13 protein-coding genes are annotated in these 12805 nt (G+C 64.6%); 3 read left to right on the top strand and 10 right to left on the bottom strand.

Annotated features, from left to right (window positions below):
- Window positions 1-87: 87 nt before the first annotated feature.
- Complete coding sequence (locus AC07OE_RS01185) at window positions 88-1434, bottom strand: sigma 54-interacting transcriptional regulator (protein WP_495068737.1); 1347 nt, start codon at window positions 1432-1434, stop codon at window positions 88-90.
- Window positions 1435-1528: 94 nt separating this feature from the next.
- On the opposite strand from AC07OE_RS01185, the gene AC07OE_RS01180 reads away from it, so the two are divergent.
- Entirely contained in the window at window positions 1529-1744 is a 216-nt protein-coding gene (locus tag AC07OE_RS01180; protein WP_495068736.1) for a hypothetical protein, read from the top strand.
- A 10-nt stretch (window positions 1745-1754) separates the two neighbouring features.
- Entirely contained in the window at window positions 1755-2525 is a 771-nt protein-coding gene (locus AC07OE_RS01175; RefSeq protein ID WP_495068735.1) for a YdcF family protein, read from the top strand.
- Window position 2526: 1 nt separating this feature from the next.
- Here AC07OE_RS01175 and AC07OE_RS01170 read toward each other — a convergent pair whose 3' ends face one another.
- Window positions 2527-3831: a hemolysin family protein gene (locus tag AC07OE_RS01170; protein ID WP_495068734.1), complete on the bottom strand. Its 1305-nt coding sequence runs from the start codon at window positions 3829-3831 to the stop codon at window positions 2527-2529.
- Window positions 3832-3855: 24 nt separating this feature from the next.
- Here AC07OE_RS01170 and AC07OE_RS01165 point away from each other — a divergent pair, with 24 nt between their 5' ends.
- On the top strand, window positions 3856-4716 hold the full coding sequence (locus tag AC07OE_RS01165; RefSeq protein ID WP_495068733.1) for a symmetrical bis(5'-nucleosyl)-tetraphosphatase: 861 nt from the start codon (window positions 3856-3858) through the stop codon (window positions 4714-4716).
- A gap of 55 nt (window positions 4717-4771) precedes the next feature.
- Here AC07OE_RS01165 and AC07OE_RS01160 read toward each other — a convergent pair whose 3' ends face one another.
- The 8 genes from AC07OE_RS01160 to AC07OE_RS01125 all read right to left on the bottom strand — a co-directional run bounded on the left by AC07OE_RS01160 (window position 4772) and on the right by AC07OE_RS01125 (window position 12659).
- Entirely contained in the window at window positions 4772-6253 is a 1482-nt protein-coding gene (locus tag AC07OE_RS01160) for a DEAD/DEAH box helicase (RefSeq protein WP_495068732.1), read from the bottom strand.
- Between the two features lie 153 nt (window positions 6254-6406).
- Complete coding sequence (gene ypfJ, locus AC07OE_RS01155) at window positions 6407-7309, bottom strand: KPN_02809 family neutral zinc metallopeptidase (protein WP_495068731.1); 903 nt, start codon at window positions 7307-7309, stop codon at window positions 6407-6409.
- Entirely contained in the window at window positions 7306-7842 is a 537-nt protein-coding gene (locus AC07OE_RS01150; protein ID WP_495068730.1) for a deoxycytidylate deaminase, read from the bottom strand. The genes ypfJ and AC07OE_RS01150 overlap by 4 nt, the downstream gene beginning before the upstream one ends.
- Before the next feature lie 12 nt (window positions 7843-7854).
- Entirely contained in the window at window positions 7855-9108 is a 1254-nt protein-coding gene (locus AC07OE_RS01145) for an MFS transporter (protein ID WP_495068729.1), read from the bottom strand.
- Window positions 9109-9111: 3 nt separating this feature from the next.
- Window positions 9112-10422, bottom strand: a complete 1311-nt coding sequence (gene guaD, locus AC07OE_RS01140) for a guanine deaminase (protein ID WP_495068728.1) — start codon at window positions 10420-10422, stop codon at window positions 9112-9114.
- Window positions 10423-10509: 87 nt separating this feature from the next.
- Entirely contained in the window at window positions 10510-10914 is a 405-nt protein-coding gene (locus AC07OE_RS01135) for a 6-carboxytetrahydropterin synthase (RefSeq protein WP_495068727.1), read from the bottom strand.
- Window positions 10911-11546, bottom strand: coding sequence for a 7-carboxy-7-deazaguanine synthase (gene queE / locus AC07OE_RS01130; RefSeq protein WP_495068726.1), 636 nt, complete (start codon window positions 11544-11546; stop codon window positions 10911-10913). Before queE ends, AC07OE_RS01135 begins: the two co-directional genes overlap by 4 nt.
- 9 nt (window positions 11547-11555) lie before the next feature.
- Window positions 11556-12659 carry a BMP family ABC transporter substrate-binding protein gene (locus AC07OE_RS01125; RefSeq protein WP_495068725.1) on the bottom strand — a complete coding sequence of 368 codons (1104 nt, stop codon included), beginning with the start codon at window positions 12657-12659 and terminating at the stop codon, window positions 11556-11558.
- Window positions 12660-12805 lie beyond the last annotated feature (146 nt).

Genomic DNA, 12805 nt, shown 5'->3' with positions numbered 1-12805 from the left:
ACGCCCTTGCCCCATCAACCAAAACTTCAATGAAATCAACGACTTAGGGTGTCGGTGTTTGCCGACAGTTTGGCCAGTCCGGAAGACTCAGTTTTTGAACTGCGCAGGCTCCAGCTGATGGCGAGCCATCAGCGCGTAAAAGTCGGTGCGGTTGCGCTGAGCCAGCTTGGCGGCCTGGGCCACATTGCCGTTGGTGATCTTGAGCAAACTGGTGAGGTAGTCGCGCTCAAACTCCTTGCGCGCCTCATCCAGCGAGAGCAGTTCGGGCCCCTGGGTGCTGATGGCGCTTTGCACCAGCGTGGCGGGGATGACGGCGCCGGGGCTCATCACCACGCACTTCTCCACCACGTTTTGCAGCTGCCGCACATTGCCGGGCCAGGGCGCCACGCTGAGCTGCTCCAGCCCGCCGGGGGCAAAGGTGCGCACGGGCTTGGCGTAGCGCAGCGCCAGGCTTTGCAAAAAGTAGTTGGCCAGCAGCGGAATATCTTCACGCCTGTCGGCCAGCGGCGGCAGCGTGAGGCCCACCACGTTGAGACGGTAGTACAGGTCTTCGCGGAAGGTGCCGGCAGCCACCTCGGCCTCCAGCGTGCGGTGCGATGCGGAGATGACACGCACGTCCACCTTGTGCGGCTTACTGGCGCCCACGGGGCGCACCTCGCGCTCCTGCAGCACGCGCAGCAGCTTGACTTGCATGGCCAGCGGCAGGTCGGCAATTTCGTCCAGAAAAATCGTGCCCTTGTGGGCGCTGGTGAACATGCCAGGGTTGTCGCGCACGGCGCCGGTGAACGCGCCCTTCACATGGCCAAACAGCTCGGCCTCCACCAGGTTCTCCGGGATAGCGCCGCAGTTCACGGCCACAAAGGCTTCATCCGCCCGCGCGCTGGAGGCGTGCACGGCGCGAGCCAGCAGCTCTTTGCCTGTGCCGCTTTCGCCGTGGATGAGCACCGAGGCATCGCTCTGCGCGACGCTGCGGGCCTCGGCCAGCAGCTTTTCCATGCGTGGGCTGCGCGTGATGATGGCTTCGCGCCAGCGCTCGCCGGGCGCCTCACCCGGCATGTCGGCGCCCAGCGCGCTGGAGATGGCCAAGGCACGGTCCACTTCACGCATGAGCGCAGCGCCTTCAAACGGTTTGGTGATGTAACCGAACACGCCTTTTTGCATGGCGCGCACGGCGTCGGGGATGGTGCCGTTGGCCGTGAGGATCACCACGGGCATGAGTGGGAAGCGGCGGTGGATGGCCTCGAACAGCTGCAGGCCATCCATCTCGGGCATGCGCAGGTCGGTGATGACCATGTGGGGCACTTCGAGGTCGAGCTTGGAGAGCGCCATGGGGCCACCGTCGGCTGAGGTCACGTCGTGCCCCTCGTAGCGCAGGCGCATGGACAGGGACTTCAGCAGGTCTGCGTCGTCGTCAACGACAAGAATGCGCGCCATGGTTCTCCCACCAATTGCAAAACAGCGCACATCTTGCCACGGTGCGCCAGCACCATCGGTCAAAATGCGGCTCCGCCTTCTATTGGAGCTCCCCATGCGCGCACTCTTTGGAATCGTCAGTTTGCTGGTCGTACTGGCCATTGTGGGCCTGCTGGCCAAGAAGCAAATGGGCAGCGCCACGGCAGTGGTGCCTGGGGCTGCGCCCGACGCCACGCCGCAACAACAGAGCCAGCAGATCCAGCAGCAAGTCAAACAGTCCGTGGACGCCGTGATGCAACAAGCACGCCCCATGCCGGACGACACCAAATAACCCGCACTCCATGTTCCTTGCTTCCAAACTTATTGGCCTGTTGTCCCAACCCCTGCTGTGGGTGTTTGTCGTGATGGTGCTCAGCCTGCTGGTGCTGCAACGCCGCCCGCGGGCTGGCAAGCGTCTGCTGGGTTTGGCGCTGGTGCTGATGGTGCTCACGGCCTGGATGCCACTGCCCGAGCTCGTCATCCGCCGACTGGAGGCCCAATACCCCGAGCTGGCGCCCCAGGCCGACTTGAGTGGCTATGTGGGCATGGTCGTGCTGGGCGGTGCCACCGAATCAGGTCGCACGCAGCAGGCCCACCTACAGCCCATGCTCAACGATGCGGCCGAGCGCATGACTGCGCCAGTGGCCATGCTGCGCAGCAACCCCAAGCTTCGCATGCTGTTCACCGGGGGCGAGGGCATGCTGATGGGTGTTGGCCAAACCGAAGCCGAGCGCGCCAAGATGTTCTTTGACAGCATGGGTGTGAGCGGGCCCCAGGTGCAGTACGAATCGGCCTCCCGCAACACCTATGAGAACGCAGTGCTGACCGCACAGTTGCCGGGCGTGGACCGCACGCAGCGCTGGTTGCTGGTGACCTCCGCCTGGCACATGCCGCGCTCCATGGCCACGTTTGCCAAGGCAGGCTGGAACGTGACGGCCTACCCGGTGGACTTTCGCACCGGGGACAGCAGCGACTGGCAGGACTTCTCGTTGGCCGAAGGCGCGATGCGCTGGCAGTTGGCCCTGCATGAACTGTTGGGCTTGGTGGCCTACAGGCTCACCGGGCGCCTTTAGCTCAGGGATCGCCCAGGGTGCGGCGGGCCTTTACCTTGTCGATGCGGCGGCCTTCCAGCTGCAGCACCTCAAACGCCCACTGCGCACAAATGATTTGCTCACCCTGCGCGGGCAGGTTGCCCGACACGGCCATCAACAAACCGGCCAGTGTGTTGTAGCGCCCGCGTTCCTCGTCAGGCAGCTCGTCGTCAATCTCCAGCCGGGCCTTGAGTTCACCCACGGGCATCAGGCCATCCAGCACCCAGGTACCGTCATCCTGCAGCGTGGCCCACGCCTCGGTTTGCGCATCGGGCTGCAGTTCGCCGGTAATGGCTTCCAGCAGGTCATGCGGGGTGATCAGGCCCTGCACCACGCCGTACTCATCCACCACAAACACCATGCGCGCGGACTTGACGCGGAACTGCTCGATCAGCTCCATGCCGCTCAGCGTCTCGGGTACAAACACGGCGGGCTCCACCGCCGCCTCAATCGGGCCCTGGTGCGAATCGCCCAGTGCCAGCAGGCGCGCCACGCTGATGATGCCGACCACGTTGTCCAGCGACTCGCGGCACACGGGGTACCACGAATGGCCCCCGTGCGTGGCGTTGGCCCCTGCCTGCGCCAGGCACTGGGCCACGGTCTGGCCGGCCTCCAGCCAGACCATGTCGGTGCGCGGCAGCATCATGGAGGCGAGCTGGCGGTCATCCAGGTGGAAGACGTTGCGCACCATCTGGTGCTCATGCTCTTCGATGATGCCGGCGTCCACCCCCTCCTCCAGGCTGGCTGAGATTTCGGCTTCGGTGACGGCGCGGTTGTCACTGGCGTTCAGGTGCAGCAACTGCAAGATGCCGTGCGTGGCAAACGAAAGCAGACGCACAAAAGGCTTCGCACCCTTGGCCACCCATGTCATGGGGATGGCCAGTGCGCGGGCCACGACTTCGGGGTAGAGCTGACCAATGCGCTTGGGCACCAGCTCTCCAAACAAGATGGTGATGAAGGTGATGGTGGTCACCACCAGCGCCGTGGCCGAGATTTCGGCGGCGCGGTGCGAGATGGGTAATGTAGCGCCCAACCATCGGGCAACGCCATCGCTAAACGCGGCCTCGCCTACGATGCCGTTGAGCATGCCGATGGAGGTAATGCCAACTTGCACCACTGACAAAAAGTGGGTGGGGTTGTCCAACAAGGCCAGGGCGGCCAGGGCGCCCTTGTCGCCCGCATCGGCCATGGTGTGCAGCCGCACTTTGCGGCTGGCGGTAAGCGCCAACTCTGACATGGCGAAGGCGCCATTCAACAAGGTCAGAACAATGATCAGCAAAAAATCCATGGAACCCAAGCGAGAATCGAGACCATGGCAATGTACCTTATCGGTGATGTGCAGGGCTGCAATGCCGCACTGGACCAGCTCACCCGACTGATCGATTTCTCCCCGAGCCGCGACACGCTCTACCTGCTGGGCGACCTGGTGAACCGCGGGCCGGACTCGGCCGGCGTGCTGCGCCGGCTGATGGGCTACGGCGCTTCCGCACGCTGCCTGCTGGGCAACCACGACCTGCACCTGCTGGCCGTGGCCCATGGCGTGCGCAAGCCCGGCCGCCACGACACATTGGCCGACCTGCTGGCCGCGCCCGACCGCCCAGCCCTGCTGGACTGGCTGCGCCAGCAGCGCATGGCGATGCGGGAGCGCATCGGGGGCTCTGAGCTTTTAATGGTCCACGCCGGCGTGCTACCTGCGTGGACCGCTAGCAAAACCATAGCATTGGCAGAGGAAGTGGAGGCGGTGCTGCGCTCGGATGCAGTGGGCGATTTCTTCCAGTCCATGTATGGCAATGCGCCCGAACAGTGGAGCGACGACCTGACCGGCATCGCGCGCCTGCGCGTGATCGTGAACGCGCTGACGCGCATGCGCTTTTGCACACCCGAAGGTGCCATGGAGTTCGCCACCTCGGGCCCGGCCGAACAGGCTCCCGCAGGCTACCTGCCCTGGTACGAGGCGCCGGGGCGCCAGACGGCCAACGTCACCGTGGCGTTCGGCCACTGGTCTACCCTGGGCTGGCTGGGGCGGTCCGACGTCCTGGCGCTGGACACCGGCTGCGTGTGGGGCGGTTGCCTCAGCGCGTTGCGCGTGGAGCCTAACGCCAATGACGGTGCGCCCTGGCGCACCGAGCTGTTGCAGGTGCACTGCGAGCAGTCACAAAAGCCGGGGGAATAAAACTGGCATAAAAAAACGGCGCACCAGGCGCCGTTTTCGTTTGGAGTGCACTGACTCAGTCGGCCTTGAACAAAGCAGCCACTTTGCGCTTGGGCTTGATGTTGGCGGAAATGCTACGCGTGGTGGTGCGGGCCGTAGCCTCCCAGGACGGCGCCGCTTCAGGCGCCGCAGTGGGCTCATAGGGCTTGTCGAAGAAGGGGTCGCGCGACACTTGCACCGGGCGGTTGTAGTCGTTGCGCGGCGCACGCGGCACGCGCACACGGTCGCCATCGTCACGCGCGCCACGGCCTTCGCCGCGTCCGCCGCTGCGGCCGTTGTCGCTCACCGCGCTGCCATCTTCGTGGTACATGCGGCGGCCGTCGTTGATGCGGCCTTGCTTGCGAATGTCGGGCTGGTCTTCTTCAAACTCCACGGCTTCGAGGTCGATCTTGGTCTTGATCAGTTTCTCGATGTCGGCCAACAGGCGGGCGTCGTTGCCGCCGCCCACAAAGGTCACGGCCAGGCCGGAGGCCCCGGCACGGCCCGTGCGGCCAATGCGGTGCACATAGTCTTCGGCGTTGAAGGGAATGTCGAAGTTGAACACCGCGGGCACGTCCTTGATGTCCAGACCGCGGGCGGCCACATCGGTGCACACCAGCAGGTCCACTTCACCCTTTTTGAAGGCATCCAGCGCTTTCAGGCGCTCGTCCTGGCTCTTGTCACCGTGCAGCGCGGCGGTCTTCAGGCCCTCGCGCTCCAGCGAGCGGGCCAGTCGGGCACAGCCCAGCTTGCTGTTCACAAACACAAAGGCTTGCTTCATGCCGCGGGTCTTCAGGATCTGGTGCAGGGCGTGGCGCTTGTTGTCCTCGCCCACGCTGTAGAAATGCTGCTCGACCGTGGACGCCGTCGCGTTGGAGCGGGCCACTTCGATGGTGACGGGGTCTTGCAGGTAGCTATTGGCCAGGCGCTTGATCTCGGGCGAGAAGGTGGCGCTGAACAAGAGTGTGGTGCGCTGCTTGGGCAGGTAGGAAAGGATGCGCTGCAGGTCCGGCAGAAAGCCGATGTCCAGCATGCGGTCAGCCTCGTCCAACACCACGTACTCGACCTGGTTGAGCACGGCGTTCTTGGCTTCGATGTGGTCCAGCAGGCGGCCTGGGGTAGCCACCAACACTTCCACGCCTTTTTTCAGCTCCAGGGTCTGGGGCTTCATGTCCATGCCACCAAACACCACGGCGCTGCGCAGGCTGGTGTGCTTGGCGTACATCTTCACTTGCTGAGCCACCTGGTCGGCCAGCTCACGTGTGGGCAGCAGCACCAGGGCGCGCACGGGGTGGCGGGCGGGAGAGGTAGAAGCGTTTTCGTGCTTCATCAGGCGGTGCAGTAGGGGCAAGGAGAAGGCAGCGGTTTTGCCGGTGCCGGTCTGGGCGGCGCCCATCACATCTTTGCCCGTGATCACCACGGGGATCGCCTGCGCCTGGATGGGCGTCATGAATTCGTAGCCCATATCGGCCACGGCACGCTTAAGCGGCTCGGCCAGCGCCAGATCGGCGTATCGCATGGGCGGGGCTTCGGCGGGTGCGGCGGTGGCAGGCGCGGAAGCGGGGGATTGCAGTTCAGTAGTCAATTCGGTCAGGCATAGCCAAAAAGGTGCTATCCATCCGATAGCGGGGCGCCCCAAGACTCAGGGCAAACCCCGATTATCCCACTACTCTTACAAAGTGCGGCTGGAGAAGGTGTCGCAGCCCTTGACGCTGCCGGTTTTTAAACCTTGCGAAAACCAGCGCTGACGCTGGGCACTGCTGCCATGGGTGAAGCTTTCCGGCACCACCGCATGGCCGCTACCGCGCTGCAGGGCATCGTCGCCAATCTTGGCGGCGGCGTTCATGGCCTCTTCCACATCGCCCTGCTCCAGCAGTTGGCGGGCGTTGTTGGCGTGGTAGGCCCAGACGCCGGCAAAACAGTCGGCCTGCAGCTCCAGGCGCACGCTCAGGGCGTTGGACTCTGCCGCGCTGGCCCGGCTGCGGGCCTGCTGCACCTTGGCGCTGATGCCCAGCAGGTTTTGCACATGGTGGCCCACCTCATGGGCGATCACATAGGCCTGGGCAAAGTCGCCGGGCGCCCCCAGCTGCTTTTGCAGGGTTTCGTAAAAGCCCAGGTCGATATAGACCTTCTGGTCGGCCGGGCAGTAAAACGGGCCCATCGCGCTCTGGCCCTGGCCGCAGGCGGTGGGCGTGGCACCGCGGAACAGCACCAGCTTGGGCTTTTGGTAATCGGCACCGCCCTTTTTGAACACATCGGTCCACACGTCCTCGGTGTCGGCCAGCACGGTGGAGACGAATTTGGCCATCTTGTCGTCCGCCGGTGGGCGGTGGGCCGGGGCCTGCTGCACCTGGGGTGCAGGCCCGCCTTCGCCACTGAGCAGGCCCAGGATGGTGAGCGGGTTGATACCCAGGGCCCAACCGCCCAGCAGCGCCACCACGATGGTGCCCACGCCCAAGCGGCTGCCCAGCAGTCCCCCGAGCAAACCGCCCAGGCCACCGCCGCCAAAGCCACCACCAGACCCGTCGCGGCGGTCTTCGACGTTGTCGGATTCGCGGTTGCCTTCCCATTTCATGGTGTGGGCTTCCCTTGGGTGGAGCCTTCGATGAACTGGGCCAGCTCTAGGGACCAGTCGGCGGACTCGGGGTGCAGTTCCTGCAGGGATGCGATCTCGACGCCTGCATCGGCCAGCATTTTTTCAGAGGCCCCGTTGATGCGCTCCTGGTGCGCCTTCTTGTCGAGGTAGACCACGCGCTTGATGCCGACCTGGATGATGGACTGCACGCACCGGGGGCACGGGTACTGGGTCGCGTAGATGGTGGACCCGTGCAGCGGCAGCGTCGTGCAGTTGAGGATGGCGTTCTGCTCCGCATGCACGATGTAGCTGTGGCGGGAGTTCAGCGGGTCGTTGTCGTCGTCTTGCCAGTAGTGCTCGTCGTCGTCATTGCAGCCGCGCGGCAGGCCGTTGTAGCCGACGCCGGAAATCTTGTTGTCCGGGCTGACGATACAGGCCCCGTTGCGCTTGCGCGCGTCCTTGGAGCGGCCGGACGCCAACAGCGCCACCCCCATGAACATCGAATGCCAGTGGAGCAGAGGAAGATTCTTCATGCCCCAAGCCTATCATTCCTGCCCGACTGACACCAAGTCCCCCGTGCTGGGCGTAGCGCTGGCACGCCGCTCCAGCAGGACGGACGCCGCGAACACGAAGAGGCCCATAAAGGACAGGAAGGCACCCACATAGCCGGTGGACGCATAGCCGTAGCCAAAGGCAATGGCCAGGCCGCCCAGCCAGGCGCCCAGGGCGTTGGCGATATTGAAGGCCGAGTGCATGGAGGCCGCAGCCAGGGTTTGGCCATCCGATGCCACGTCCATCAGCCGCGTCTGGGTGGCCGGGCCGGCGGCAAAGGTGCAGCCGATCAGGAAGGCGCACAGGCACAGCATCCAGGGTGACGCGGCAGTCAGGCTGAACATCGTCATCACCACGATGTTGTAGACCAACATGCCGCCGATGGTGCCCATAAGGTTGATGTCGGCCAGCTTGGAGCCCACCACATTGCCCACATTCATGCCGATACCAAACAACACCATGATCACCGGGATCATCTTGACCGGCATGTGGGCCACCTCGGTGGCCGTGCTGGCGACGTAGGAGAAGATGGCAAACATGCCGCCAAAGCCGGTAGCGGCCAGCGTCAGGGTGAGCAGCACCTGGGGGTGGGTGAACGCCACCAGCTCGCGCATCACGCTGGCGCCCGCTTCGGGTGTGTCGCGCGGCAGGTAGATCCAGATGAGCGTCACGGTCAGCACGCTCATAAGTCCGACTGCAAAAAACATGACGCGCCAACTGAGGTACTGGCCAAACAGCGCCATGACCGGTGTGCCGATCAGCGTCGCGCCGGTCAACCCCAGCATCACGTAGCCCACCGTGCGGGCCCGCATGTCCAGCGGCACCAGGGAGGCAGCCACCAGCGCCGACACGCCAAAGTAGGCCCCGTGCGGCAGACCGGAGAGAAAGCGCAGCACGATAAAGCTCAGGAAACCGGGCGCCACCGCACTGGCGAGATTGCCCAGCGTGAAGACGGCCATGAGGATCAGAAGCAGCGTGCGGCGCGAGGATTTAGCGCCGGCAATGGCAATGAGTGGTGCTCCCACCACCACGCCCAGCGCATAGGCGCTGATGACATAGCCAGCCAGCGGTGTCGTCACGGCAAAGGTGCTGGCCACATCGGGCAGCAAGCCCATGATGGCAAATTCACCGGTGCCGATAGCGAAACCGCCACAGGCCAACGCCAGAATCACCAGCACAATTTGTAGCCGTGTCAACGGCACGGACACTTCAGTCTCAATCATGGTTTCCTTGAAAAATGGGCGCATGCCCTAGTGGGCTTGGGAAATCACAGTCTTTTCAATCAAGCGGTCGTCGCCGAGGACGATCAGCGAGAACAGCAGTTCGTCCAGGTTGGACGCCAGCGCCGTCTTGTGCGCCAGCAGCGGCGTGGCCTGGGGGTTGATGATGACAAAGTCCGCCTCGCTGCCCGGTTGCAGGTCGCCCACCACACCGCCCAGCCCCAGGGCTGCCGCGGCGCCTGCCGTGTGCTGCCACCACAGGTGCTGGGGCGAGAGCGACAGGCCGGGCTTGGTCTGGCCCTCGCGGCCCACGTAGTAAGCCGCCAGCATGGTGTGGAAAGGGCTGAAGCTGGTGCCACCGCCCACATCGCTGGCCAGGCCGTAGGCGTAGCCCACGCGGTCGGCGCCCTCATAGTCGAAGAAGCCACTGCCCAGGAACAGGTTGCTGGTGGGGCTGACGGCCGCTGCGGCGCCGGCATCGCGCATCAGCGCCCGGTCATCGTCGTCGAAGTGGATGCAATGGGCGTAGATGGCGCGGTCGCGCATCAGGCCAAAGTCGTCGTAGGTGGCCAGGTAGCTGCGGGATGCGGGGAAGAGTTCGCGCGCCCAGGTGATCTCGTCCTTGTTCTCGGCCACATGGCTCTGGATCCATACATCGCCGTAGCGCTTGGCCAGCTCGCCCGCGCCGCGCAGTTGGGCCTCGGTGCTGGTGGGGGCGAAGCGCGGGGTGATGGCGTAGCCCAGGCGGTCCACGCCGTGCCAGCGTTGGATCAGCGCTTCGGTGTCGCGCAGGCTTTGCTCGGTGCCACTCACACTGCCCTGCCCCTGGTTCAGCAGGCCCGCGGGCGCATGGCGGTCCATGAGGCACAGACCGGTGATTAGGCGCATCTTCTGCACCTGCGCCTCGGCAAACAGCGCGTGGACCGATTCCACATGCGAAGTGGCAAAGGTGAGCGCGCTGGTGACGCCGTTGCGCAGCAGTTCCGCTACAAAAAAAGTAGCTGCTTGCGCACTGTATTCGGGGGCTGCAAAGCGTTTTTCTTCTGGAAAGGTGTAGTTTTCCAGCCAGGGCAGCAGGCCGGGCGCAGGTGAGCCGATGACGTTGGTCTGCGGGTAGTGGATATGCAGGTCGATAAATCCCGGCGCGATGATGCGGCCCGGAAAGTGCTCCACTGCCACATCGGGGTACTGGGAAGCGATGGCACTGTATGCGCCAATGGCCTGCACCACCTGGGTGCCTTGGGCATTGGGGCCCACAACGAGCAGGCCATCGGTTTCAAAACGGGCCTGCCCCGGGGCGTCGGGGGCAAACCATAAAAGGGAGGCGCGGTAGGCTTTCATGCGGGCGAGCATATAACGCGGCGCAGCAATCTCTATACCAAGCTGCGCATAGCCCCTATGGCGCCACCGGAAGGCGCAGCAAGGCCTTCAGGCGCGCAGGGTGCAGCTGTCGCCAATGCCCTCGCGCCAGACACGCACCTGCCACAGACCGCTGAACTCCTGCGCCATGGCGCGCCAAATGAAGGCGGCGAGGTTTTCCAGCGTGGGCGGCCCCAGGCCTTCCACTTCGTCCAGCAGGTGATGGTCCAGACGCGGACGCAGCACGGCAATGGCGTTGCGCAGGTGGCCCAGGTCCACCACCATGCCGGTGTCCTCGTCGGCATTGCCGGCCACGGAAACTTCGGCGTGGTAGGTGTGGCCGTGGATGCGGCGGCTGCCAGCGACCTCCTCCGCGTCGTCCAGGGTGCGCTTGAGCGTGTGGGCCGCGTCGAAGAAGAACTTCTGGCTCACCTCGCAGCGGCGCGGAAGGGGAATGGCGGGCACTTGGGTCATCGGATGCCTGTGATCTTGTGGGTTTGCAGGGACAGGCGCCACTGCGGGCGCTCCAGGCACTGGGCGATGCAGGCCCGCGTGTTGTCGGCCCGCAGGATGTTGTCCATGGGCTGGAGGTAGCGGTGTTCAAAGTCCGCCGCCTCGCATTCGGCCAGCGTGATGCCGGGCTGGGGCCAGACCAGCTTGAGCTCGTGGCCGCTGCGCTGCACCCAGCTGGAGCCGGCCTTGGGGCTCACACAGATCCAGTCGATGCCCTCAGGCGCAGCGATCGTGCCATTGGTTTCCACCGCAATGGCAAAACCCTGCGCGTGCAGAGCATCAATCAGCGCGGCATCCACCTGCAGCAGGGGTTCGCCGCCGGTCAACACCACAAAGCGGTTCGCCGCATCGGTGTCGGGCCACTGTGCGGCAATGCGCTCAGCCAGCGCCTGCGCAGTTTTGAACTTGCCGCCCAGCGTGCCATCGGTGCCGACAAAATCGGTGTCGCAAAACTGGCAGACAGCGCTCGCGCGGTCCTGTTCGCGGCCGGTCCAGAGGTTGCAGCCGGCAAAGCGGCAGAACACCGCCGGGCGGCCCGCGTTGGAGCCCTCGCCCTGCAGCGTGTAGAAAATTTCCTTGACCTGGTATGTCATCGCTGGCCCCTAATGGCTGAGCTTGCCCTGCACGCCGGCCACCAGCCAGTTCATGCCCAGGATGTCCGCGTCGCCCAGGGTCTTGCCCTTGGCAATCACCAGCTTGCCTTCGTTGTCCCGCACATCGGCCCGGGCCGCAAACGGGTGCAACTTGCCCGCTGCAATGTCCTTCTGCCGCTGCAGCACCTCGGCTTGCACGGCCTGGGGCACCTTGCTGCCAAAGTCGCCCACGCGGATCATGCCTTCCTTGACCCCGCCCCAGACGTTGCCACTCTTCCAGCTGCCATCCAGCACGGCCCGTGCGCGCGCAGTGTAGTAGGCGCCCCACTGGTGGGTCACCGCCACGATCTGCGCATCGGGCGCCACTTTGCGCATGTCGGAGTGGTAGGCCACGGCCAGCTTGCCACGCTCCTGGGCGGCCGCCATCACCGCATTGGAGCCGGTGTGGAAAGCGATCACATCCACGCCCTGGTTGAACAGCGTCATGGCAGCGTCGCGCTCGCGCGTGGGGTTGAACCACTCACCCAGCCATACCACCTTGACCTGGGCCTGTGGATTGACCGAGCGCATGCCCAGCGTGAAGGCGTTGATGCCCTGCAGCACCTCGGGGATGGGAAAGCCCGCCACATAGCCGGCCAGGTTGCTCTTCGTCATGCGCCCCGCAGCGACGCCGGCAAGATACCGGCCTTCGTAGTAGCGCGCATTGGCCGTGGCCACATTGGGCGCGGTCTTGTAGCCGGTGATGGACTCGAACTTCACATCCGGAAACTCCTGCGCCACTTTGAGCGTGGGCTCCATATAGCCAAAGCTGGGCGTGAAGATGAGCTGGTAGCCCTGGCGTGCCAGGTCGCGGATCACGCGCTCCGCGTCGGGGCCTTCGGCCACGTTCTCTACATAGGTGGTTTGCACTTTGGCACCCAGGGCGGCAGCCACGGCCTGGCGACCTTCCTCATGCTGGCGCACCCAGCCCGCATCGCCCAGGGGCGCGACGTACAGAAAGCCAACCTTGAGCGGCTGGTCCTTGGCAGGGGTTGGGGTCTGGGAAATGGCACCCTGGGGCGCCAACAGAAAACAACAAGCGGCCACGACAGTGGCTGCGAGGTTTTTATACATGGTAGTCCTCTACATGGCTCCGAACACAAAAGACAAAGCCCGCCGGAGCAGCGGGCCTTGCGACGTATTTTAACCGGCGAGGCCCGAACGGCACAGGGACCGGTTTTTTTGGCACAGCTTTTGCAATCCCATCTTGGATACAAGAC

The sequence above is a fragment of the Rhodoferax sp. GW821-FHT09E07 genome, from assembly GCF_059416145.1.
Note: the sequence above shows the minus strand (reverse complement) of the source record. Positions and strands in the feature narration are given on the sequence as shown.

Bases quoted from the DNA above. Each gene is read 5' to 3' on its own strand.
- AC07OE_RS01185 (WP_495068737.1), bottom strand. From the start codon at position 1,434: ATGGCGCGCATTCTTGTCGTTGACGACGACGCAGACCTGCTGAAGTCC.
- AC07OE_RS01180 (WP_495068736.1), top strand. From the start codon at position 1,529: ATGCGCGCACTCTTTGGAATCGTCAGTTTGCTGGTCGTACTGGCCATT.
- AC07OE_RS01175 (WP_495068735.1), top strand. From the start codon at position 1,755: ATGTTCCTTGCTTCCAAACTTATTGGCCTGTTGTCCCAACCCCTGCTG.
- AC07OE_RS01170 (WP_495068734.1), bottom strand. From the start codon at position 3,831: ATGGATTTTTTGCTGATCATTGTTCTGACCTTGTTGAATGGCGCCTTC.
- AC07OE_RS01165 (WP_495068733.1), top strand. From the start codon at position 3,856: ATGGCAATGTACCTTATCGGTGATGTGCAGGGCTGCAATGCCGCACTG.
- AC07OE_RS01160 (WP_495068732.1), bottom strand. From the start codon at position 6,253: ATGCGATACGCCGATCTGGCGCTGGCCGAGCCGCTTAAGCGTGCCGTG.
- ypfJ (WP_495068731.1), bottom strand. From the start codon at position 7,309: ATGAAATGGGAAGGCAACCGCGAATCCGACAACGTCGAAGACCGCCGC.
- AC07OE_RS01150 (WP_495068730.1), bottom strand. From the start codon at position 7,842: ATGAAGAATCTTCCTCTGCTCCACTGGCATTCGATGTTCATGGGGGTG.
- AC07OE_RS01145 (WP_495068729.1), bottom strand. From the start codon at position 9,108: ATGCGCCCATTTTTCAAGGAAACCATGATTGAGACTGAAGTGTCCGTG.
- guaD (WP_495068728.1), bottom strand. From the start codon at position 10,422: ATGAAAGCCTACCGCGCCTCCCTTTTATGGTTTGCCCCCGACGCCCCG.
- AC07OE_RS01135 (WP_495068727.1), bottom strand. From the start codon at position 10,914: ATGACCCAAGTGCCCGCCATTCCCCTTCCGCGCCGCTGCGAGGTGAGC.
- queE (WP_495068726.1), bottom strand. From the start codon at position 11,546: ATGACATACCAGGTCAAGGAAATTTTCTACACGCTGCAGGGCGAGGGC.
- AC07OE_RS01125 (WP_495068725.1), bottom strand. From the start codon at position 12,659: ATGTATAAAAACCTCGCAGCCACTGTCGTGGCCGCTTGTTGTTTTCTG.